16 protein-coding genes are annotated in these 22,999 nt (G+C 73.7%); 13 read left to right on the forward strand and 3 right to left on the reverse strand.

Annotated elements, in window-relative coordinates:
* Positions 1-286: 286 nt before the first annotated feature.
* The 10 genes from ACN27G_RS36220 to nudC all read left to right on the forward strand — a co-directional run bounded on the left by ACN27G_RS36220 (position 287) and on the right by nudC (position 16,094).
* Positions 287-1,171 (forward strand): AbfB domain-containing protein, encoded by an 885-nt coding sequence (locus tag ACN27G_RS36220; RefSeq protein ID WP_421497105.1) that lies wholly within the window; start codon positions 287-289, stop codon positions 1,169-1,171.
* A 296-nt stretch (positions 1,172-1,467) separates the two neighbouring features.
* Positions 1,468-5,076, forward strand: a complete 3,609-nt coding sequence (locus ACN27G_RS36225) for an ATP-dependent helicase (protein ID WP_421497604.1) — start codon at positions 1,468-1,470, stop codon at positions 5,074-5,076.
* Positions 5,073-8,537 (forward strand): ATP-dependent helicase, encoded by a 3,465-nt coding sequence (locus tag ACN27G_RS36230; protein WP_421497106.1) that lies wholly within the window; start codon positions 5,073-5,075, stop codon positions 8,535-8,537. The genes ACN27G_RS36225 and ACN27G_RS36230 overlap by 4 nt, the downstream gene beginning before the upstream one ends.
* Positions 8,538-8,914: 377 nt before the next feature.
* Positions 8,915-9,118, forward strand: a complete 204-nt coding sequence (cspE, locus tag ACN27G_RS36235) for a transcription antiterminator/RNA stability regulator CspE (RefSeq protein ID WP_007464836.1) — start codon at positions 8,915-8,917, stop codon at positions 9,116-9,118.
* A gap of 249 nt (positions 9,119-9,367) precedes the next feature.
* Positions 9,368-10,726 (forward strand): DEAD/DEAH box helicase, encoded by a 1,359-nt coding sequence (locus ACN27G_RS36240; protein WP_421497107.1) that lies wholly within the window; start codon positions 9,368-9,370, stop codon positions 10,724-10,726.
* Positions 10,727-10,929: 203 nt separating this feature from the next.
* Entirely contained in the window at positions 10,930-11,139 is a 210-nt protein-coding gene (locus ACN27G_RS36245) for a hypothetical protein (protein WP_421497108.1), read from the forward strand.
* Positions 11,140-11,327: 188 nt separating this feature from the next.
* Positions 11,328-12,350 (forward strand): hypothetical protein, encoded by a 1,023-nt coding sequence (locus tag ACN27G_RS36250; RefSeq protein WP_421497109.1) that lies wholly within the window; start codon positions 11,328-11,330, stop codon positions 12,348-12,350.
* A gap of 96 nt (positions 12,351-12,446) precedes the next feature.
* Positions 12,447-13,760, forward strand: a complete 1,314-nt coding sequence (locus ACN27G_RS36255) for a M16 family metallopeptidase (RefSeq protein ID WP_421497110.1) — start codon at positions 12,447-12,449, stop codon at positions 13,758-13,760.
* Entirely contained in the window at positions 13,757-15,082 is a 1,326-nt protein-coding gene (locus tag ACN27G_RS36260) for a M16 family metallopeptidase (RefSeq protein WP_421497111.1), read from the forward strand. Before ACN27G_RS36255 ends, ACN27G_RS36260 begins: the two co-directional genes overlap by 4 nt.
* A gap of 79 nt (positions 15,083-15,161) precedes the next feature.
* Positions 15,162-16,094: an NAD(+) diphosphatase gene (nudC, locus tag ACN27G_RS36265; protein WP_421497605.1), complete on the forward strand. Its 933-nt coding sequence runs from the start codon at positions 15,162-15,164 to the stop codon at positions 16,092-16,094.
* 187 nt (positions 16,095-16,281) lie between these two features.
* Here nudC and ACN27G_RS36270 read toward each other — a convergent pair whose 3' ends face one another.
* Together ACN27G_RS36270 and ACN27G_RS36275 are read right to left on the reverse strand one after the other, a co-directional pair.
* A complete protein-coding gene (locus ACN27G_RS36270) occupies positions 16,282-16,593 on the reverse strand; it encodes a hypothetical protein (RefSeq protein ID WP_421497112.1) in 312 nt (103 codons plus the stop codon).
* 294 nt (positions 16,594-16,887) lie between these two features.
* Positions 16,888-17,865, reverse strand: coding sequence for a helix-turn-helix domain-containing protein (locus ACN27G_RS36275; protein WP_421497113.1), 978 nt, complete (start codon positions 17,863-17,865; stop codon positions 16,888-16,890).
* Positions 17,866-18,140: 275 nt separating this feature from the next.
* Here ACN27G_RS36275 and ACN27G_RS36280 point away from each other — a divergent pair, with 275 nt between their 5' ends.
* The gene (locus ACN27G_RS36280) at positions 18,141-19,478 is read left to right on the forward strand and encodes an MFS transporter (RefSeq protein WP_421497114.1); all 1,338 of its coding nucleotides are present in this window, start codon (positions 18,141-18,143) and stop codon (positions 19,476-19,478) included.
* Here ACN27G_RS36280 and ACN27G_RS36285 read toward each other — a convergent pair.
* A complete protein-coding gene (locus ACN27G_RS36285; protein WP_421497606.1) occupies positions 19,444-19,689 on the reverse strand; it encodes a mycoredoxin in 246 nt (81 codons plus the stop codon). The genes ACN27G_RS36280 and ACN27G_RS36285 overlap by 35 nt on opposite strands.
* Positions 19,690-19,802: 113 nt before the next feature.
* On the opposite strand from ACN27G_RS36285, the gene ACN27G_RS36290 reads away from it, so the two are divergent.
* The gene (locus tag ACN27G_RS36290) at positions 19,803-21,971 is read left to right on the forward strand and encodes an ATP-dependent DNA helicase UvrD2 (RefSeq protein ID WP_421497115.1); all 2,169 of its coding nucleotides are present in this window, start codon (positions 19,803-19,805) and stop codon (positions 21,969-21,971) included.
* Between the two features lie 569 nt (positions 21,972-22,540).
* A complete protein-coding gene (locus ACN27G_RS36295; protein ID WP_130464862.1) occupies positions 22,541-22,906 on the forward strand; it encodes a WhiB family transcriptional regulator in 366 nt (121 codons plus the stop codon).
* The last annotated feature ends 93 nt before the right edge of the window (positions 22,907-22,999 follow it).

Genomic DNA, 22,999 nt, shown 5'->3' on the forward strand with positions numbered 1-22,999 from the left:
AATAGTCACGATCAGTCGAGACTTGTACTCGACTGCGATCAGGTGGGAAAGTGACACGTCCCGCGACGCGAGGAAGCTTCCGCGCCGGGGCAGTCGGGGTGTAGCGGCGGCCGACTGGAATGGAGCATACGTGTCTGAGGACGACATTGCCGGAGGACTGCGAATCGGCAGGTGGCTGCCTTCTCATGAAGCCGGTCGAGCCTGTCGAGCTGCGGTTTCGCATTCATCGACGTCCACCTGCGCCGACGACGAGGGCGGTGCCGACACCGCCGCCGGACCGGTTCGGGTGGGAACGGACCGGGAGCGGCCCTGGCGGCGCGTCGCGGGCGTGGCCCGGTGGGACCGTTGGCACGGCTCCGGGGAGCGCTCCTCCTCCGGGGTGCTGCTCGCCGGCACCACCGCGCTGCTGATGCTCGCGACGCTCGCGACCGTCTTCCTGGCACAGGGTGCCGGCCAGACCCGGATGGAGTGGGAGTCCGCGCCGGTCCTGCCCGACATCCGGTCGAGCGTGCCCCTCGACGACCTGTCGGTTCCCGGTGCACCGAGCCCGGAGCCGCCGGAGCCGGACGGCGACGATCCGGCGGCGGAGGTCGGGATGGTGAGCGAAGCACGCAACCCGACCCCGGAACCAGCCAGTACGACGTCGCCCGCCCGCACCACGCCGCCCCGCACGACGTCACCGGGCCGTACGACGGCACCGCCGAGGGCGGAGGAGGCACCGAAGCCGCCGACGCTCTCCCAGGGCGCCCGGGTCGGGCTGGAGCCGGTCGCCCGGTCGGGATTCCGGGTCCGGCACGCGCGGTTCGTCGGGCGGGTCGACCGGATCGGCGCGGGCAGCGGATGGCACGACCGGCTCGACGCCACGTTCGTCATCCGGTCCGGCCTGGCCGACCGGCGCTGCGTCTCCCTCGAATCCGTCAATTACCCGGGTTACTATCTGCGGCACCAGAACTTCAGGATCTATCTGCACCGCCGCGACGGCTCGGCACTCTTCGCCGCCGACGCCACCTTCTGTGCCATTCCCGGACTGGCCGGTAGGGGAGTCTCGCTACGTTCGCGGAACTACCCGAGCCGCTATCTCTCGCACAGCGGATCGGAGTTGAGCATCCGGACGCCCGAGGGCGCCGCAGGACGAGCCGCCGCGACCTTCACGGTCAGGTCACCCCTCTGACACGGTCCGGTCACCCCTCCTACGCCGAGGCGGACAGACCGGGATCACCATCCCGACAGCCCAGCCGGAAGGTAACCGGTGCACACTGTCGAGCTGGGCGCACAGACGGGGCATGCGACAGACGGGGCATGCGACACCGGTTCGCCGACACCGACCGGGGCACATACCAGCCGACACGACGCTCTCGAGACGAGGCACGCCTGTGACGCGATGGTCCTCCGTCGGACAGTTCGAACAGGCGCGGCGCGGGCGTACCTGAGGGTCGCTCGTCGGGGCGGCGTGGTGTGATGGGCGACGTGCAGGCGTACCGGCTGGTCCGCCGGCCGGCCGAGGCCGGGCCGGCCCGACACGACGATCCCGGGCAGCGGGAGGTCGTCGCGCACACCGACGGCCCGCTGCTGGTCCTCGGTGGACCGGGCACCGGCAAGACGAGCACCCTGGTCGAGGCGGTCGTCGCCCGGGTCGCCGAGGGCGTCGACCCGGAACGCATCCTGGTGCTGGCGTTCGGCCGCCGCTCCGCCACCGCCCTGCGGCACCGGATCGAGGCGCGGATCGCCGAGGCCACCGGGCGGGTACTGCACGAGCCGCTGGTCCGCACCTTCCCGGCGTACGCCTTCGGGCTGCTGCGCCGGTCGGCAGCGGAGCGCGGCGAGCCCTCGCCCCGGCTGCTCACCGGCCCGGAGCAGGATCTGATCATCCGGGAGCTGCTCGGGGTGATCGGTGTCGAGGAGGGCGACGGTGACGGCGGCGAGGCCGGGCCGGCGGCGGACGAACTCGACGACCCGGTCGGCTGGCCGGTGGAGTTGCGCGCGGCGCTGCGTACCCGGGCCTTTGCCGAGCAGCTCCGTGACCTGCTGATGCGGGCGGCCGAGCGCGGCATCGGGCCGGTCGAGCTGGCCCGGCTCGGCGAACGGCTCGGCCGGGCAGACTGGCCGGCCGCCGCCCGGTTCCTCCGACAGTACGTCGCGGTGCTCGCGCTGCGCGACGTCACCACCCGGGGCTCGGTCGCCTACGATCCGGCCGAACTGGTCCGGGCCGCCTCCGGCCTGCTCACCGACGACCCCGACCTGCTCGACGCCGAGCGGGCCCGGCTCGCACACGTCTACGTCGACGACCTCGCCGACACCGACCCGGCCCAGGTGGACCTGCTGCACCTGGTGGCCGGGGGCGGCAAGTCACTTGTCGCCTTCGGTGACCCGGACTCGTCCACCTACGCCTTCCGAGGCGCCGACCCGGAGATCGTGCACAGTTTTCCGCACCGGTTCCGTACCGTCTCCGGAGCAGTGGGCGGCACCCGGCTGCTGCTCACGTCGTACCGGTCGGGGTCGGAACTGCTGGCCGCGACCCGGCGGTTGGCGCGGCGGCTGCGCGGGCCGGTGGCCCACCGTGACCTGCGCCCGGCGCCGGACGCCGCGCCGGGGGCGGTGCAGATCCGCACCTTCCGCTCGGGCACCAGCGAGGCGGCCTACCTGGCGCACGCGCTCCGCTCGGCGCACCTGCTCGACGGGGTGCCCTGGTCGCGGATGGCGGTGCTGCTCCGCTCCACCGCGCTGCAACTTCCGCCGCTGCAGCGCGCGTTGCACACCGTCGGGGTGCCGACCGTGGTGCACGCCGAGGACCTGCCGCTGCACCTGCAACCGGCGGTGGCGCCGCTGTTGCTGCTGCTGCGCTGCGCGCTGGAGCCGGAACGGCTGGACGAGGAGGCGGCCGTCACGCTGCTGCACTCCCCGCTGGGCGGGGCCGACCCGCTGGCCGAGCGGCGGCTGCGGCAGGGGATGCGCGCCCTGGCGCTGGCCGGCGGCGACCGGCGGCCCTCCGGCGACCTGCTGGTCGAGGCGCTGCGGGAGCCGGGTGACCTGCTCGCGATCGAGCGCCGCTGGGCGGCACCGGCACAGGCGGTCGCGAACCTGCTCGCCGCCGCCCGGGAGGCCGCCGCCGTGCCGGGGGCGACGGCCGAGGAGGTGCTCTGGGCGGTGTGGCGGGCCAGCGGGCTCGCCGAACGCTGGACCGCCGCCCTGGCCCGGTCACACACCACGGCCGGCGCCCAGGACACCGGGCTGCGCTGGCGGGCCGCCGCCGCCGACCGGGACCTGGACGCGATCGTCGTACTCTTCGACGCAGCGGCCCGGTTCGTCGACCGGCTGCCCGGGGCGCGTACCGAGGTCTTCCTCGACCACGTCATGGGGCAGGACCTGCCGGCCGACACGATCGCGCCGAGCGCCGACCGGGGCGAGGCGGTACGCCTGCTCACCGCGCACGCGGCAAAGGGGCTCGAATGGGACCTGGTGGTGGTGGCCGGCGTACAGGAGGGAATCTGGCCGGACCTGCGGCTGCGCGGCAGCCTGCTCGGCTCGGAGCGGCTGGTCGACCTGCTCGCCGGGCGGGGTGAGGGGGCCGGGGACGCGGCCACCCTGGTCGGGCAGACCTCGGCGACCCTGGACGAGGAGCGCCGGCTCTTCTACGTCGCCGCGACCCGGGCCCGGCGAAGGCTGCTGGTCAGCGCCGTCGCCTCGGCGGCGGTCGGGGTCGCCGACCACGAGGAACAGCCCAGCCGCTTCCTCTACGAACTCGCCCCGGCAGACCCGGCCCCGGGCACTGACCCGGCCCCGGGCACTGACCCGGCCCCGGGCACTGACCCGGCCCCGGGCACGGCGGCGCGCGCCCCGAGGGCTGGCGGCCCCCCCGACAGTGACCCACCGCCCGCCGGCCCACCGCCCGCCGGCCCACCGCCCGCCGGCCCGCCGCCCGCCGGCCCGCCGCCCGCCGGCGAGCGGGATGAGGTGTTAGGCGGGGGCCCTTCTTCTACAGAAAGCGATAACGGGGGGCCCTTCCTTGCACGGCCGCCGCGGGCGTTGACGTTGGCGGCGCTGGTGGCCGAGCTGCGTACCGCCGTGACGGATCCGGCGGCGTCGCCGGGCCGGCGGCGGGCGGCGGCGGCCGAGCTGGCCCGGTTGGCGGTGGCGGGAGTGCCGGGAGCGCATCCCGACGACTGGTGGGGGCTGCGGGCGCTCTCCGACGACCGGCCGCTTGTCGACGAGGGGGAGCCGGTCCGGGTCACCCCGTCGGGGATGGAGAGCGCGCTGCGGTGCAGCCTGCGGTGGCTGCTGGAGCGGCACGGCGGCCGGGCTCCGGCCAGCTCGGCGCAGGGGGTCGGCAACCTGGTGCACGCGGCCGCCATGCTCGCCGAGGACGCCAGCGCCGACCGGGGGAAGCTGCTGGAGTACGTCGCCGCCCGGTTCGACGTGATCGAACTCGCCGCCCGCTGGATGGCCGGCACCGAACGGGCCCGCGCCGAGGTGATGGTGGACAAGCTGCTGCGCTGGCTCGCCGGCAACCCGCGCCGGCTGCTCGCCATCGAGCACGAGTTCGCGGTACGCCTCGACGACCCGAAGCGTCCGATCGAGCTGACCGGCCGGGTGGACCGGCTGGAGGTGGACGCCGAGGGCCGGCTCGTGGTGATCGACCTCAAGACCGGCAGGTCGACGGCGGTGACCGCGTCGGAGCTGGCCGAGCATCCACAGCTCGGCGCCTACCAGGCGGCGGTGGAGGCGGGGGCGTTCGAGGGCCTGGCCGCCGGATCGGAGCCGGGCGGGGCCGCGCTGGTGCAGCTCGGCACCCCGACCCAGGACGCCAGGGAGCAGGTCCAGCCGCCGGTCGTCCCGGCCGAGGAGACCGGGAGCTGGGCGCGGGCGATGGTCCGGCGTACCGCCGACACGATGGCCGCGGCCACCTTCTCCGCCGTCGCCAACTCGAAGTGCCGGGTCTGCCCGGTGCGGGCCAGTTGCCCGATTTCCGGGCAGGGCCGGCAGGTCGTCGAGCCGCCCACCCGGCGCCGCCCCGACGACACCCCGCCGAAGGCGCCGAAGCCACCCGGCCAGCGCGGCGGCGGCGGGGAGGGACGGTGACCCAGCCATCGCTGTTCACCTCGGCGCCACCCCAGCGGGTCGCCGACGCCGGTCCCCGGTACACCCCGGTCGAGCTGGCCAAGCTGCTCCGGTTGCCGGCACCGACCCGGGAGCAGGCCGCGATCATCTCGGCGCCGGTCGAACCGCTGCTGGTGGTCGCCGGGGCGGGCTCCGGCAAGACCGAGACGATGGCCGCCCGGGTGGTCTGGCTGGTCGCCAACGGGTACGTCGAACCGGGGCACGTCCTCGGCCTCACCTTCACCCGCAAGGCGGCCGGGGAACTCGGCACCCGGATCCGGACCCGCCTCGGCCAACTGGTGCGCCGGCTGGGCCGCAACAGCCGCAACAGCGACGACGACCCGTTCGGCGGTGAGCCGACCGTGGCGACGTACCACTCGTACGCGGCCCGGATCGTCACCGAGCACGGCCTGCGCGGCGGCTACGAGCCCTCCACCCGGCTGCTCACCGAGGCGTCCCGCTGGCAGATCGTCGACTCGATCGTCCGCAACCACGACGGGGACATGTCCGAGGTGGAGCGACAGCCGAGCACCATCACCGACGCCGTCCTCGCGCTCGCCGCCGACCTGGCCGAACACCTGGTCACCCCGGACGACCTGGCCGCCTGGACCGGACGCTTCTTCGCCGAGGTGCAGTCCCGGCCCGGCCGGGTCTACGCCGACGTGCGCAGGGCGCTGCACCTGCAACAGCTCCGGCTGCGGCTGCTGCCGCTGGTCCGGGCGTACGCCCAGCGCAAGGACGACTTCGAGGCGATGGACTTCGGCGACCAGCTCGCCCGGGCGGCGCTGGTGGCCCGGGACCACCCGGAGGTCGGCGCGATCGAGCGCGGGCGCTACAAGGTGGTGCTGCTCGACGAGTACCAGGACACCTCGCACGCCCAGGTGGTGCTGCTCCGCTCGCTCTACGGCGGCGGGCACCCGGTCACCGCCGTCGGCGACCCGTGCCAGTCGATCTACGGCTGGCGGGGCGCCAGCGCCGGCACCCTGGACCGGTTCCCGGCCGAGTTCGCCGCGCCGGACGGCACCCCGGCGCAGGTGCGCACCCTCACCACGAGCTGGCGCAACCGGCCGCAGATCCTGGACGTCGCGAACGGGCTCGCCGCACCGCTGCGGGCCGCCGGGGCGCAGGTCGCCGAGCTGGCCGCCGCCCACCGGGTGGACGAGGAGATTCCCGGGCGCAGCGCCCGGGGGCACCCGGGCGGTACCGTGCACTGCGCGCTGCTCGACACGTACGCCGACGAGGCCGACTGGATCGCCGACAGCATCCTCGCCGCCTGGCGCGGGGCGGCCCGGATGCCGGACGCGCTGCCCGAGCAGATCCCGGTGCTGGCCCGGCCGACGACGGCGGTGCTGGTCCGGCTGCGCAGCCAGATCCCGGCGATCGAGGCGGCGCTGCGCGACCGGGGACTGCCGGTCGAGGTGGTCGGGCTCGGCGGGCTGCTCGACACCCCCGAGGTGCGGGACGTGGTCTGCACGCTGCGGGTGCTCTCCGATCCGACCGACGGTGCCGCGCTGCTCCGGTTGCTGACCGGGGCACGCTGGCGGATCGGCCCGCGCGACCTGGTCGCCCTGCACCGGCGCGCCACCGCGATCGCCCGCGCCCGGCAGGCACTGCCCCGGGGCGGTGACGGCGACGACACCGAGCCGGAGATCGTGACCGACCGGCTGGACGAGGCGACCCTGGTCGAGGCGCTGGCCGACCTCGGCCCGGCGCAGGCGTACTCGGCGGAGGGCTATGCGCGGCTGCGGGCGTACGCGAAAGAACTCGGCCTGCTCCGGCACCGCCTGGACCAGCCGTTGCCCGACCTGCTCGCGGACGTGGAGCGGACCATCGGCCTCGACGTGGAGGTGGCGGTACGCGCCGGCAGCGACGGCCGGGGCGGCGACGCCGGCCTGGCCCGGGGGCACCTGGACGCGCTCGGCGACGTGGCGGCCCGGTTCGCCGGTGACTCGGCCGGCGCGCCGCTGCACGCCTTCCTCGCCTACCTCGCCGCCGCCGAGGACGAGGAGCGGGGCCTCTCCCCGGGCGAGGTCGAGGTGGTGGAGGGCGCGGTGCAGATCCTCACCGCGCACGCCGCCAAGGGGCTGGAGTGGGACGTCGTCTCGGTCGCCGGGCTGAGCCGGGGCGTCTGGCCGGGCGCCGCCCGTGGCTCCGACCACTACCTGCTCGGCCTCGGCGTGCTGCCGTTCCCGTTGCGCGGCGACGCGGACGGGCTGCCGAGGCTGGGTCTGGACGACGCCGACGACCAGAAGGCGGTGGCCCGCGCGCTGACCGCCTTCACCGACGACTGGCGGGCGCACGACGAGCGGGAGGAACGCCGGCTGGCGTACGTCGCGGTGACCCGGCCGCGCCGGCTGCTGCTCTGCTCCGGCTACTGGTGGGGCGAGGGGACGAAGCGCCCGCGCGGCCCGTCGGCGTTCCTGACCGAGGTGTACGACTGGTGCCTCGCCACCCCCGCCGAGGACGGCCGGAGCGGCTTCGTCGTCGACGCCTGGGCACCCGAGCCGCTGGCCGACGCCACCAACCCCACCACCGAGGTGGTGCTCCGGGCCGAGTGGCCGGCGGATCCGCTCGGCGCCCGGCGGCCGGTGCTCGCCGAGGCCGCCGCGCTCGTCCGCCACCTCATCGCCGAAGGCGAAAGGAAGGGCCCCCCATTATCGCTTTCTGTTGTAGAAGGGCCCCTTCCTAACACCTCCCCCCAGCCGGAGCCGGAGCCGGAGATGGTGCGCTCGGAGGCGGTGGAGCCGGAGGTGGCTGCCTGGCGGCGGGAGGCGGACCTGCTGCTCGCCGAGCGGGAGATGCTGATGCACCGCTCGGGGCCGGCCGAGGTGGCTCTCCCCGAGCATCTCTCCGTCTCGCAGCTCGTCATGCTGCGCCGCGACCCGGCGGCACTGGCCCGTACGCTGCGCCGGCCGATGCCCCGGCCGCCCGAGCCGTACGCCCGCCGGGGCACCGCCTTCCACGCCTGGCTGGAGCAGCGGTACGGGATCAGCCGGCTGCTCGACGTCGACGAGCTGCCCGGGGCGGCGGACTCGGACGCCGCGCCCGACGAGGCGCTGGCCGAGTTGCAGGAGCGGTTCCTCGGCAGCGAGTGGGCCGACCGCACCCCGGTGGAGGTCGAGGTGCCGTTCGCCACGCTGGTGGGCGGGCTGCTGGTCCGGGGCCGGATGGACGCGGTCTTCAGCCTGCCCGGCGGGCGCTACGACGTCGTCGACTGGAAGACCGGCCGGCAACCGACCGGGGTCGAGGCGGAGGCGGCGGCGGTGCAGCTGGCGGCGTACCGGCTGGCCTGGGCGGAACTGGCCGGTGTACCGGTCGACCGGGTACGGGCGGCCTTCCACCACGTACGCGAGAACGTCACCGTGCGTCCGGCGGACCTGCTCGACGCCGACGGCCTGGCCGCCCTGGTGGCGCGGGTGCCGGAAGCGGACGCCGGCCGCTGAGCCGTCGGTCGGTGGGCAGTCGACTGGTGAGCCGTCGACTGGTTGGCAGCCGGGCGGTGGGCAGTCGGCTGGTTGGCAGTCGACTGGTTGGCGGCCGACCGGTCGGCCGCCGGGCCGCCGGGCCGGGGAGGCTCGCCACGCCGCCGATCTGCCGGAGTTGACGTCGCGGGGCCGGCGGTGTGCTAACGTGGTCGCGTTGCAGTTTTGGTTCCCAGAGACTCTGTGTGCGCCTGCGGGATTGTGACCGTAGGCGCGCTTTGTTGTGTCCGGAGTTCTCCGGGCGGGGCGACCAGAGCGACAGCGACCCACCGCTCCGGTGGGCACAACTTCGGTCCGCAACAGGTGCGGACCGTACGTTCCGTCAGGAGACGAAACACATGGCAATTGGCACCGTGAAGTGGTTCAACGCCGACAAGGGCTTCGGCTTCATCACCCCGGACGGCGGCGGCGCCGACGTCTTCGCCCACTTCTCCGCGATCCAGAGCTCCGGCTACCGCAGCCTGGACGAGAACCAGCGGGTGGAGTTCGAGGTCACCCAGGGCCAGAAGGGCCCGCAGGCGGAGAACATCCGCCCGCTCTGACCGGGCATCTCCGGGCGACAGCCCGGACATGCGGCCTCTGTGGCGACACAGCCCGGAGGCCACGTTCGACCACCGCGCCCAGATCGGCGTGGTGACGCGGCCAGCCCGCGCCCGACGGCACGGGCTGGCTCCCGCGTATTTCCCGGTCCGTGGCTGCGGTCACCGGGCGACAACCGCCGGTGGCCCAGCCCGCCGGTGCTGCCGCCGGCGACCTTCCTCGACACGTGCCGCTTCGAGGAAGGTCTCGCGATGACCCGCTCCACCCGCCCCATCCGCTCGTTCGCGGACGCACCGCTGGCCCCCGGGCTGCACGCCGCGTTGACCGCGAACGGCATCGTCACGCCGTTCCCGATCCAGGCGGCCACCCTGCCCGACTCACTGGCCGGCCGGGACGTGCTCGGCAGGGGCCGTACCGGCTCCGGCAAGACCCTCGCGTTCGGCCTGCCGATGCTCTCCCGGACCGCCGGGCGCCGGGCCCGGCCCGGCCGTCCGCTCGCCCTGGTCCTGGTGCCCACCCGCGAACTGGCACAGCAGGTGACCACGGCCCTCACCCCGTACGCCCGCCCGCTCGGACTGCGCTGCGCCACCGTGGTCGGCGGGCTGTCGCTGCACCGGCAGGCGGAGACGCTGCGGGCCGGAGCGGAGGTGTTGATCGCCACGCCGGGTCGCCTCGCCGACCTGGTCAACCGGGGCGACTGCCGACTCGACCAGGTCGCCGTCACCGTGCTCGACGAGGCCGACCAGATGGCCGACATGGGTTTCCTGCCGCAGGTCACCGACCTGCTGCGCCAGGTCGCGCCGGGCGGGCAGCGGATGCTCTTCTCGGCCACCCTGGACCGTGGCGTCGACCGGCTGGTCCGCCGGTTTCTCGCCGATCCGGTGTCGCACTCCGTCGACCCGACGACCGCCACGGTGACCTCGATGACCCATCACGTGCTCCAAGTGGAGGCGCTGGACAAGGCGGCGGCGACAGCGCAGATCGCGGCCCGGGACGGTCGGGCCATCCTCTTCGTCGGCACCAAGCACCGGGCCGACCGGCTGGCCCGACAGTTGCTGACCAGGGGCGTACGGGCGGCGGCGCTGCACGGCGGGAAGTCGCAGCCGCAGCGGACGCGGGTCCTGGAGCAGTTCCGGGCCGGCCAGGTGACCGCCCTGGTGGCGACCGACGTCGCGGCCCGGGGCATTCACATCGACGGGCTCGACCTGGTGGTGAATGTCGACCCGCCGGCCGACCCGAAGGACTACCTCCACCGCAGTGGCCGTACGGCCCGGGCCGGTGAGTCCGGTCGGGTGGTCACGCTGGTGCTGCCGGAGCAGCGCCGGGACGTGTCCCGGCTCCTCACAGATGCCGGGATCAGGCCCGAGACGCTGACGGTCCGCCCCGGTGACGATGCGCTGGTGCGGCTCACCGGAGCGCGGGTCCCGGCGCAGACCGCGGCGCAGACCGCGGCTTCGAGTGCGGCGCAGACCGCGGCTTCGAGTGCGGCGCAGACCGCGGCTCCGAGCGCGGTGCCGACTGCGGCGGCAGGCGCGGTGCCGAGGCGCGGTTCCGGGAGAGGCGTGGCCGGTGGAAGGTCCCGGCCGCGCCGCCTTCGCCGGGCCGCCTGAGAACGTCGCAGGACCGGCCACCGGCCGGGCCGCATGTACGATGCCGGCCGGTCGCATGATCGGAGCGCCGATCGGTCAGGACAACTATGCCCGCGAATTCACCTGATCGGGTCCGATGGGTGACTGTGTGGGGCCTCTCGGCCGGCCATCCTGTCCTGGGGAACCAGCGACCTTGGGGAAGGGTCGCACTGGGGGAGGTTGCAATGACCGTGCGTGTCGGCCAGGGGGCGATGCGGGAGATCCTGGTGGTGCTTGCGCTCGCGGTCGGTGGCCTGATTCTCGCCACGCTCGCCGCGTTCACCCCGTGGTACGGCTTTGCCGCCGGGGTGCCCGAGGTCGAGGTGATCGAGATGCACGCTCCGACGGAAACGGGGTCCGGGGACATCGGGATGACCGTCGCGGGTGACGGCTGAGCGAGCCGGTCGCGCTGTGACGGCTGAGCGAGCCGGTCGCGCTGTGACGGCTGAGTGAACCGGTCGCGCCGGCTCTCCCGGCGTTCACGGCTGGAGGTCAGGCGTGTGGAGCGGGCGGTCGAGCCGTGGGCGACCGCCCGACGCGGTCGGCCGGCCGCCGGCCCGTGGTGTTGACTAGGACCATGCCGGTGAACGTTCCGCGCCACACCGACGGTACGCAGGCGCCGCCGCCCGGTACCGCCTGGGCGGCGGGCGCCGTCACCCGGATCGGCCTACCCGCACCGGCACCGGAGCCGCCTCCGGCACCGCCCGATGGCGGGCGGGGTCCGGGGGACCGTCGCCTGTGGTGGTTCGGAGGTGCGGCCGCCGCCGTACTGGTGATCGGTCTGGTGGTGGTGCTCGGGCTGACCATGTCGGGCGGGGTCGAGCCGATCTGGAGCCGGCCGGAGGCTCCGACGGATGTCCGGCCCCCGCTGGCCCGAAAGTGTCCGCCGCCCGGTTCGCCGGGCCAGGCCGCACCCGGTTCGCCGGGCCAGGCCGCACCCAGCTCGCCAACGCCCGGCTCGCCAACGCCCGGCTCGCCAACGCCCGGCTCGCCAACGCCCGGGTCCCCGACGCCCGGTTCGCCGGGGCCGGCCGCGCCGGAGCCGGTCGAGCCCGTCGTGCCGCCGCCCGGTCCGGGGCAGCCGCTCCCGGAACGGACCGTCGATCCGGAGGCGGGCATCTCGTACGCCGCCTACGCCGCCCCGTGGCAGCCGTGGCGCACGGTCTGGAGCGCCGGCACCCTGGAGGTGCCGTACCGGACCGGGCAGCATTTCGTCACCGAGCGGGAGTACGACGGCTTCAGCAACTACCACGCCTCCATCCTCTCCGCGGCGGTGCCGGCGGCGGAGAACGACGCCCTCACCTTCGACCTCGAATGCGTCGGCCGGCAGGTGACCACCGACGTGCGGACGGAGTACTACCCGCAGCCGAACCGGCTGGAGTCGATCCGGGACGGCCGGACCACGCTCGACGGCCGCCCGGCCTGGGTGTCGGTGTTCCGGCTGCACTTCACCCGGCCGGGGTTGCGGGCCACCGACGAGTTGGCCGCCGTGGCCTGCATCGACGTCGGCCGGTCGACCGCCGCGATCCTCTACATCTCGATACCTGGCACGCATCGGGAGTTCGACTGGGTCGTCGAGCACGCTCTGGCTTCCGTCCGGGCGTAGGAACGGGCGTAGGAACGGGCGTAGAAAATGACGTAGGAAATGGCCGGCAGGTGCGGGCCGGTCACCGGTGGTGGTGGGACGCGCTAGGGTCGGTTCGTGGCGGCGGGAAGATCGAGAATTCCAGCGACGAAACATTCGGTCGAGCGGTTCACCCTCGACAACGGGCTGCGGGTGGTGCTGGCACCGGACCGTAGCGCCCCGGTCGTCGGCGTGGCGGTCATCTACGACGTGGGCATCCGGTCGGAGCCGGAGGGGCGGACCGGCTTCGCCCACCTCTTCGAGCACCTGATGTTCCAGGGGTCGGAAAATCTGGAGAAGCTGGCGCACTTCCGACACGTTCAGGGGGCCGGCGGGACCTTCAACGGCTCCACGCACCTGGACTACACGGACTACTGGGAGACGCTGCCGAGCAACGCGCTGGAGCGGGCCCTCTTCCTGGAGGCCGACCGGATGCGCGGGCCCCGGCTCACCGAGGAGAACCTCCGCAACCAGGTCGACGTGGTGAAGGAGGAGATCCGGGTCAACGTGCTCAACCGCCCGTACGGCGGCTTTCCCTGGCTGCGGCTGCCGCCGGTGCTCTTCGAGACCTTCGCCAACGCGCACGACGGGTACGGCTCCTTCGACGACCTGGAGAACGCGAGCATCGCCGACGCGGTCGACTTCTTCGACCGCTACTACGCCTGCGGCAACGCGGTGCTCGCGGTCGGCGGCGACCTCGACGTGGCGGAGGCGACGGAGCTGATCGAGCGGCACTTCGGCGACGTGCCGGCCCGGCCGGCGCCGGCCCGGCCCGACTTCGCCGAGCCGGACCTGACCGGAGAGCGACGGGAGTCGTACGCCGACCGGCTGGCGCCGCTGCCCGCGGTGGCGGCGGCCTGGCGGGTGCCGGATCCGATGGACGACTTCGCCGGCTATCTGCCGTACGTGGTCCTGGCCGAGGTGCTCACCGACGGCGACGCGTCGCGGCTGGTGCAGCGGCTGGTGCTGCGGGACCGCACGGTGACCAGCGTCGGCGGCTATCTCGGGTTGATGGGTGACCCCTTCGACGTGCGGGACCCGACCGCGCTGGTGCTCCAGGCCCACCTGCCGCCCGGCGGTGGCGTGGACAAGGTGCTCCAGACAGTCGACGAGGAGATCGACAGGCTCGCCACCGACGGACTCGCCGCCGACGAGCTCGCCCGGACCCAGGCCAGGATGGCCACCCACCTGCTCCGGGAGACCGACGCGGTGCTCGGTCGCACCCTGCAGATGGCGGTGCTGGAGCAGCAGCGGGGTGATCCGGGGCTGCTGGGCGAGCTGCCCCGGCTGGTCGGCGAGGTGACCGGGGAGCAGGTACGCGCGGCGGCCGCCACGCTGCGACCGCAGCGCCGGGCCGCCGTCGAGGTCGTCCCGGGTGGAGGTGCCAGGTGAGCATCCGTACGCTGCCCGCGCTCGGGCCGAACCGCAAGCTCAAGCTGCCCCGCGAGGTGGAACAGACGCTGCCCAACGGGCTGACCGTGATCGTGCTGCGCCGGCCGGCCGTGCCGCTGGTCGAGGTGCGGCTCTGGGTGCCGTTCGGCCGGGCCCACCTGGCCCGGGGCCTGATGCTGTCGCAGACGCTGCTCTCCGGCACGGCCACGATGTCGTCGGTGCAGCTCGCCGCCGAGTTGCAGAAGGTGGGCGGCGGGCTCTCCGCCGGGGCCGACGCCGACCGGCTGATGATCTCGGGTAACGGCCTCTCCACCGGGCTGGGCCGGCTCCTGGAGCTGCTGGCCGAGGTGGTGACCGGGGCGAGCTATCCGGCCGACGAGGTCGCCACCGAGCGGGCGCGGCTGATCGACGGGATCCGGATGGCACAGAGCCAGCCGACCCACCTGGTCCGCAGGGCCCTGCTGAAGCGGATGTACGGCAGGCATCCGTACGCCGTGCAGACGCCGGAGCCGGAGCAGGTCGAGGCGGTCCGGCCGGCCCAGTTGCGTACCCTGCACGCGGGTCGGGTGCGTCCGGCCGGTGCGGTACTGCTGCTCGTCGGCGACGTGCAGCCGGCCCGGGCGATGGACGCGGTGGAGCGGACCCTCGGCGGCTGGGCCGGGGACGGCGCGCCGGGGGAGCTGCCACCGACCCCGCCGCTGGAGTCGGGACCGCTGCTGCTGGTGGACCGCCCCGGGTCGGTGCAGTCGTCGCTCCGGCTGGCGCTGCCGGCGGTGCCGCGTACGCATCCGGACCACGCCGCGCTGCAACTGGCCAACCTGGTCTTCGGCGGCTACTTCTCGTCCCGCTGGGTGGAGAACATCCGCGAGGACAAGGGCTACACGTACGGTCCGCACTCGGTCGTCGAGCACTCGGTCGCCGGGTCCGCCCTGGTCGTCGCCGCCGAGGTGGCCACCGAGGTGACCGGCCCGGCGCTGCTGGAGACGATCTACGAACTGGGTCGGCTGGCCTCGCTGCCGCCGAAGGAGGACGAGCTGGAGCAGGCCCGCCAGTACGCCCTCGGCACGCTCCAGCTCGGCATCTCCACCCAGGCCGGGTTGGCGGCGGTGGCCAGCGCGTACGCCGGTTCCGGGCTCCGCCTGGAGTTTCTCGCCGAGCACGCCGCCCGGTTGGCGCGGGCGACCCGGGAGGAGGTGGCCGCGGCGGCGGCCAGCTATCTGGCGCCGGCCCGGGCCGTCACCGTGGTGCTCGGCGACGCCGGCCAGGTCGAGGCGCCGCTGGGCGTGCTGGGGCCGGTGCGGACCGAGGCCGCAGGGTCATGACCCCGTGACCACGAACCCTCCACCGCCGGTCGGGCAGCCGCCGGTTGGGCAGCCGTCGGTTGGGCAGCCGCCGGTCGAGTTGCCGCCGCTTGCGCGGTCCACCCTCGACCGCGCCGCGCACCGGCGTACCGACCAGCGGTGGTTGGCCGAGGCGTGGCTGCGGGCCCGGGTGCTGATGGTGGACGTCGCCGGTGGTGGGCGGGCCCTGGTCGAGGATTCCGGCACCAGGACCGAGCTGATCCTGCTCGGTCCGGACGCGGCACGGGAGAGCGCGCCGGAAGATCGGCTCTTCCTCGGCGTCGAACCGGACGGGGTGCCGGTGTTCGCGGTCGACGCGCCGCTGCCGCAGATCGCCGGTACCCGGGCGGCGAACCTGCGCGAGACCGGGCACCTGCTCGCCGACCGGGACGCCGGACTGCTCACCACCGCGCTGGCATTGGCGAACTGGCACGCCCGGCACCTGTACTCGTCACAGACCGGCCTCGCCACGGTGGTGGGGGACGGCGGCTGGTCCCGGCGGGACGAGGCGGGCAACCCGCTCTGGCCCCGTACCGATCCGGCGATGATCGTGCTGGTGCACGACGGCGTCTCCGGCCCGGACGGTCGCTGCCTGCTCGGCAACAACGCCGCCTGGCGGTCGACCCGGGGGGTGCGCCGGTATTCGTGCCTGGCCGGCTATGTGGAGCCGGGCGAGTCGGCCGAGGACGCGGTGGTCCGGGAGGTCACCGAGGAGGTCGGCCTGGTGCCGGGGCACATCCGGTACGTCGCCAGCCAGGCCTGGCCGTTTCCGGGTTCGCTGATGCTGGGCTTCTCCGCCCTGGGCGACCCGGCACGTGCGCTGCGGCTCGACCCGGCGGAGATCGCGCACGCGGACTGGTTCAGCCGCCGGGACATCACCGCGGTACTCGACGGCGAGGTGGTACAGGTCGGCGACGGGTTGCGGCTGGCGTTGCCGCCGGCGTCGTCGATCGCGCTCTTTCTGATCCGCCGGTGGGTGGACGGCATCCGTTAGCCCGGTTGGCAGCGCCCGGTGGTTCCGGATGGCGCGGAGTCCTCCGCGGGACCGCGGTGCGCAGAACGCAAAAATCTTGGCTCGCGACCGCCGTTGCCGCGACGATCACGAGCCAAGATCACAGGCCGTCGCTGCCGGGTGTGGCATGGAGCGTGGCGGGGGACGCCGCCCGGCCGACGACGGTCGTCTAGCCGAATCTCGACTGTGGGCCGAGATTCGTCGGTTCTGGGTTGCCGGTGCGGGTCTCCGCGTGGAGTCGCCGGTCGGGCCTGCCGACCGGCAGTACCTTGACCCGCTGCCGTCCGGACCGGACCGCGCCCACGCTGGACAGGGCCCTGGCCAGCACGAGTGCGGCCTCCCGGTCGTCGGCCCGGAGGATCTGGCGGCGCTGTTCCGGGGAGGTCTGTTCGTCGCGGAGGCGCTGCCCCTGCGCCCAGGCGGCGGCCAACTCGTCATCGGCGGCGGCACGGATATCCGTGCGAACGATTAGAAACCGCATGGGTGTCTCCGAAGGCCGGTGACGGACGATGATTCTGCGATTACTTACCGAAGTCGTTTCGTGGAACTTCCACGTCCCCCCTTCGGCTATGTTCACCCATTCCGGGCCGGTCGGCAAGTGAAACGCGCCGATTGGAGTAGTTGCTCGTCCGATCAGGTGACGTCGGTCACTGTCCTTGGGGGCGCACGACGAGGCCGCCGGCTCCCGTACGGGAACCGGCGGCTGTGGACGCACGGCTGTGGACGCGGCCGTCCGGCGGGCTCGGCCGTTGTGCGGTCAGCCGGCCGGGGACGGCTACTGTTCGGTCAGCCGGCCGGAGCGGCGGCTGCGCTGGGTCGGCGGCATCCCCGGGTCGCGGCCAGCGGGCTTGCGGGCCGGACCCGACGAGCGCTGCTCCGCGCGCTCCGTCAGCCAGGTGATCGTCTCCTCCGGACCGAGCGCCGCGTCCTGGAGCCACTCGAAGACCATGGAGTACGTGCTGATCTCCTTCTGGTCGGTCACCATCAGGTTGGTGGCCAGTCCCTCGATCGCCAGGGTCTCCGGATCCTCCGGCTCGGCGAACCGGTAGAGCGAGAACCCGGTGTGCGGCAGATACCAGTCCGCGATGGTCTGCTCGGTGGGGAGCACCTGGATCGTCACGTTGGGCAGGCCGGCGAGCTTGCGCAACTGGAGCAGCTGGGTGCGCAGCACCTCGCGCGGGCCGGCCCGGTCGCCGAGTGCGGCCTCCTCGATCACCGCTGAATAGCGGGGCGGCTCGACCTCGCGGGTCAGCAGCGACTGCCGGGCCAACCGGGCCTTCACCTCGGTGTCGGCGTCCTCGGTGTCGTCCTGGTCCGGGTCGTTGACCAGTTGCCGGGAGGAGAGGATCCGTAGCTTGACGTACGCCTTGCTCTGCAACAGGCCGGGCACGATCACCGGGCTGTACTCGAGGATCTCCGCGCAACCCGCCTCCAGTTCGGCGTAGCCGCGCTGGCGTGGCGTCATCGTCGCGTACGAGCGCAGCCAGGCCCGGATGTCGCCGGCCTCGTTGGTGATCGCGGTCAGTTCCTCGCGCCGGTCACCGGTGACCTTGTAGAGGTCGAGCAGGTCGAGGACGTCCCGCAGGTCGGGCCGGCTGCGGCCGTTCTCCAGCCGGGAGAGCTTGGAGGCCGAGGCCCAGCCCACCGCCTCGATGACCTGATCGCCGGTGAGCCTGGCCGACTCCCGCAGCTTGCGCAGTTCCGCGCCGAGCCGGCGTCGCCGCAGGATCGGGCTGGGTTGAGGAGCAGGCACTGGATCCTCGCTCTCGATCGCGTCTCGCCCGTCGCCGGGCAGGTGCGGACCGTCGCGGTCACACTCCCGGCGGTCCAGTATGCCGTGCCCCGTTCACGGGGTGCTGCCGGATGGTAACGGCGTGTCTAAATGGGAAGGGCCTCCGGACCGTTCCGGAGCGGTGCCGTCGGAAAGCCGATCCGGTTCCGACCGTGGTCGGCGGGCACCGCACCATCGATTGCGACGATTTCTCACGAGGACGATCAGGTCTGTTCACCGCGAAAGGGACCCCTCGCATGCGAACCATCCTGCGTCGCCCGGACTTCCGGCTGCTCTTCGCCGGCCTCGTCTTCAGTATGACCGCGGAGTCGATCATGCTGTTGGCGCTGGCCGTCTGGGTCAAGGACCTGACCGGCTCGGACGGCATGGCCGGCGCCACCATCTTCGCCATGGTCGCGCCGATGCCGCTCGCCCCGCTCGTCGGCTGGGTGGTGGACCGGTTTCGCCGCCGCCCGTTCTTCCTGGTCGCCAACCTGGCCACCGCGGTGGCGCTCACCCCGCTGTTCCTGGTCCGCGACCGCGGGGACGTCTGGGTGATCTACGTCGTGGGCGCGCTGTACGGACTCTCCTACGTCGCCCTCGGCGCGACCCTGAACGGACTCATCAAAGAAATCGTGCCCGAGGAGCTGATGGCCCAGGCCAACGGCGTCCTGCAGACCGTCAAGCAGGGACTGCGGCTGGTCGGCCCGCTGGCCGGGGCGGCCCTCTACACCGGGGCCGGCGGCTGGACGCTGCCGGCGGTCGGGATGGTCGGCTTCGTCGGTGCCGCCTGCGCGGTCTCCGCGCTGCGGATCGCCGAGCGGGTGCCCGGTCCGGCGCAGCTCCGCTGGGTGACCGAGGTGGGTGCCGGGCTGCGGCACATGGTCGCCGAACCCGCCCTGCGGCGCGCGGTCGTCGGTGCCGCCCTGGCGGTGCTGGTGATGGGCTTCAGCGAGTCGTTGATCTTCGCGTACGTGGACCAGGGGCTGGGCCGGCAGCCGGGCTTCGTGGGGGTGCTGGTCACCGTGCAGGGCATCGGCGGGGTGCTCGGCGGGCTCTCCTCCCCGGTCGTGGTACGCCGGTTCGGCGAGTTGGCGGCGCTCGCCGTCGGGGTGGCGGTCTTCGCGCCGGGCGCGCTGCTGCTGGCGTACCCGACGCTCTGGCTGGCCTTCGTCGCCCTGGTGCTGCTCGGCTTCGGCCTGCCGATCGCGTTCGTCGGGCTGAACACGCTGATCCAGCGCCGCACCCCCGGGCCGTTGCTGGGTCGGGTCGCCGCCGCGTCGGAGGCGCTGATCAGCGGCCCGCAGGCGGTCTCCATCGGCACCGGGGCGCTGCTGGTCGCCGTCGTCGACTACCGGCTGCTCTTCGTGGTGATCGCGGTGGTGATGACGGCGGCGGCCGGATACCTCTGGGCCGGGCGGGCACTTTCCGCACCGCCCGCCGCCACCGCACCGCCTCCCGCCACCACACCGCCTCCCGCCACCACACCGCCTCCCGCCGCCGTACCGGCGCCTCGGCCGGCGCCTCGGCCGGACGCGGCACCACGGATGGTCGGTCGGGTCAGCTCTGTGCGCGGGCGGCCAGGTGCTTCCTGACGTCGACGATCGACGGGTTGGTCAGCGCCGTACCGTCGTCGAACCTCAGCGTCGGTACGGTCTGGTTGCCGCCGTTGACGCTCATCACGTACTCCGCCGCGGCCAGGTCCTGCTCGATGTCGACCACCACGTAGCCGATGCCCTCCCGGTCCAGCTGTGACCTCAGCCGGTGGCAGTAGCCACACCAGGACGTGGAATACATCGTCAACATCGTCGAGACCTCCGCGGTGCTCAGTCGTAACCGGCCGGCTGTCGGATCGGACAGGGTGCCGATCACACAGGCTAACGGTGCAACACCGCGGAGGGCTGCCATGATTCCTAGCTGTGGCGGCTGACTCGAACGTGGCACGAATCCTGGGCGGACTCGACCCGGAGCAGCGCAGCGCGGTGACCGCGTCGGCCGGGCCGGTCTGCATCCTGGCCGGTGCCGGCACCGGCAAGACCCGGGCTGTCACGCACCGGATCGCGTACCGGGTGACGGCCGGCGAGATCGCCGCCCGGCACGTGCTCGCGGTCACCTTCACCGCCCGGGCCGCCGCCGAGCTGCGGGCCCGGCTCGGCGCGCTCGGCGTACCGGGGGTGCAGGCCCGGACCTTCCACGGCGCCGCGCTGCGCCAGGTCCGCTACTTCGCGTCCCGGCTGCTCGGCGGCAGGGAGATGCCGGAGCTGCTGGACAGCAAGGTGCGGCTGGTCACCCTCGCCGCCGCCCGGGCCGGGCTGCGCACCGACCGGGCCGCCGCCCGGGACCTGGCCGGTGAGATCGAGTGGGCCAAGTCGTCCCTGGTCGAGCCGGGGGAGTACGTCGTCGCGGCGGCCAAGGCGCTGCGTGAGACCCCGCACGACCCGGCGAAGGTGGCCGAGGTCTTCGCCGGATACGAGAAGGTCAAACGCGCCAACGGTGTGATCGACTTCGAGGACATGCTCCGGGCGGCGGTGTGGGGGATCGAGGAGCACCCGGACGTCGGCGAGCAGATCCGGGCACAGTACCGGCACTTCGTGGTCGACGAGTACCAGGACGTCAACCCGCTCCAGCAGCGGTTGCTGGACGTCTGGCTGGGCGGCCGGGACGACCTGACCGTGGTCGGCGACGCCAGCCAGACCATCTACTCGTTCACCGGCGCCACCTCGGCGTACCTGATCGACTTCCCCCGGCTGCGCCGGGACGCGGTGGTGGTGCGGCTGGTCCGGGACTACCGCTCGACCCCGCAGGTCGTCGGGCTCGCCAACGCGGTGATCCGGCAGGCCCGGGGCGCCGAGGCGCGGCTGCGGCTGGAGCTCGTCGGACAGCGTCCACCCGGCCCCGAGCCGGACCTGCGGATCTTCCCCGACGAGCCGGCCGAGGCCGCCGCCGTGGCGGCACGCTGCCGCGACCTGGTCGCCACCGGCACGCCGGCCCGGGAGATCGCGGTGCTGTTCCGGACCAACGCGCAGTCCGAGGCGTACGAGAAGGCGCTGGCCGACGCGGAGGTGCCGTACCAGGTCCAGGGCGCGGAACGCTTCTTCGAGCGGCCCGAGATCCGCCGGGCGATGGTCGCGCTCCGCGCCGCGACCCGGTCGACGCCGGGCGAGGCGCCGCTGGTCCCGGCCGTGGTCGAGGCGCTGGCCGCGGTCGGCTGGGCACCGGACGCCGCCCCGCCCGGCGGCGCGGCCCGGGAGAGCTGGGAGGCGCTCGCCGCCCTGGTCCAGCTCGCCGAGGAGTACGCCGCCACCCCGACCGTGCTGCCGATCGGCGAGGCCGCCGCCGTGGAACGGCCACCCTCGCTTGCCGACTTCTGCGCCGAACTGGGCCGGCGGGCCGCCGCGCAGCACGTACCGGCGGTCCAGGGGGTGACGCTGGCCTCGCTGCACTCGGCGAAGGGGCTGGAGTGGGACGCGGTCTTCCTGGTCGGGCTCTCCGACGGCACGCTGCCGACCAGCTACGCGAAGACCGCCGAGCAGGTGGAGGAGGAGCGCCGGCTGCTCTACGTCGGGGTGACCCGGGCCCGGCAGTGGCTCTGGCTGTCGTACGCCTCGGCGCGCTCGCCCGGTGGCCGGCCCCGGCGCCCGTGCCGCTTCCTCCCCCAGTTCGAGCGCTCCGGCGGCCGTCCGGCCGAGGTGTCCGCTGCCGGCGGTCGGAAACCCGACCGTCGGCGGGTGCAGGTCGTCTCCTGCCGGGTCTGCGGGGCGACGCTGCTGGCCGGGGCCGACCGCAAACTGGGTCGCTGCGCGACCTGTCCCTCCGATCTCGACGAAGGGCTGCTGGAGCGGCTGCGGGACTGGCGGGGCCGGGTCGCCGGGGCGCAGCGGGTTCCGGCGTACGTGGTCTTCACCGACGCCACCCTGGTCGCGCTCGCCGAACGCCGCCCGACCCGCCCCACCGAGCTGCTGGCGATCGCCGGGATCGGTCCCCGCAAGGTCGCCCTCTACGGCGACGCGGTGCTCGCCCTGGTCGACGGCGTCGCGGTGGAGGACGTGCTGCTCACCGAGGGCACGGCCGAGGCGTCGCCGGGCTGACCGGCCGGCTGTCGGAAAGTGTCGGAAGAAAGTTCCGAGATCTCGCCGTAATTCGTTTGCCCTGCCGCCCGGGGGAGGCATAGCCTCATGTCACACCTCGCGAGCGGCGGCTTTCAGGCTGTTCAAGAGGGGGACGAGTCCGATGTTGGCGACGAGTGAGAGTCAGGAGGTGGCCCCGATGGGGACGACCTATGTCACCCGGCGACCGTGGGCGCTGCCTGCTGCCCCCGCTCCGGTGTCAGAGGTCGGCGGCATGCTGACCAATGAACTCCTCCAGCGTTCGCAGGCGCACCAGGCCCCGATCCAGGCCGAGCTGGTTCAGGCCCACGCGTCCGCCGAGCTCCGGGGGACCAATGGATTCACGGGCAATGGCATCCGTGTCGGCGTCAAGCGGATGGATGTCAGCGGGGTTCCACCTCGAGGGAGACCGGTCTAGCACAGACCAGCCGGCTCACCTCGAGGCCGCGGACCCCGCACACCGGGATCCGCGGCCTTAGTCATTTCCGCACTGCCGAAGTAAGTCGGAACAGCGATCTACGAGATCGACACGAGAGAGAGGTGACCGGGCGATGAGTCTGGCGTTGGCCCCCCTCGACGCGAACGTCGAGCTGGAGGCGAACCTGCCCTGCCGGAAGTTCGACCCCGACCTGTGGTTCGCCGACTCGCCTGCCGAGCTGGAGCTGGCCAAGTCGCTCTGCGGGGACTGCCCGCTGCGCGTCGAGTGCCTGGCCGGTGCGGTGGAGCGGGCGGAGCCGTGGGGCGTCTGGGGCGGCGAGATCTTCGAGCGTGGCGCGGTCGTTCCGCGCAAGCGGCCCCGTGGCCGTCCGCGCAAGGAGGACGTCGCCCGGGACGCGGCGCTGCGGGTCGAGGCCCAGGCGCGGCTGGCGGCCAGTGGCCTTGCCGAGTCGCGCAGCGCGGTCCGGTTGGCGGCCTGACATGAACCCGATCCGTACGAACGCCGGTCTGGTATCGGCGCCCGACACCGCGATGGCCGTGGTGTCGAGATTGACCACGACTGCCATGCCTAT

The organism is Plantactinospora sp. WMMB334, from assembly GCF_049179095.1.
Classification (GTDB): Bacteria; Actinomycetota; Actinomycetes; order Mycobacteriales; family Micromonosporaceae; genus Plantactinospora.

Excerpts from the sequence above, each read along its gene's own strand:
- ACN27G_RS36240 (WP_421497107.1), top strand. The coding sequence starts at position 9,368 with ATGACCCGCTCCACCCGCCCCATCCGCTCGTTCGCGGACGCACCGCTG.
- ACN27G_RS36270 (WP_421497112.1), bottom strand. The coding sequence starts at position 16,593 with ATGCGGTTTCTAATCGTTCGCACGGATATCCGTGCCGCCGCCGATGAC.
- ACN27G_RS36280 (WP_421497114.1), top strand. The coding sequence starts at position 18,141 with ATGCGAACCATCCTGCGTCGCCCGGACTTCCGGCTGCTCTTCGCCGGC.
- ACN27G_RS36285 (WP_421497606.1), bottom strand. The coding sequence starts at position 19,689 with ATGTTGACGATGTATTCCACGTCCTGGTGTGGCTACTGCCACCGGCTG.
- cspE (WP_007464836.1), top strand. The coding sequence starts at position 8,915 with ATGGCAATTGGCACCGTGAAGTGGTTCAACGCCGACAAGGGCTTCGGC.
- ACN27G_RS36245 (WP_421497108.1), top strand. The coding sequence starts at position 10,930 with ATGACCGTGCGTGTCGGCCAGGGGGCGATGCGGGAGATCCTGGTGGTG.
- ACN27G_RS36295 (WP_130464862.1), top strand. The coding sequence starts at position 22,541 with ATGAGTCTGGCGTTGGCCCCCCTCGACGCGAACGTCGAGCTGGAGGCG.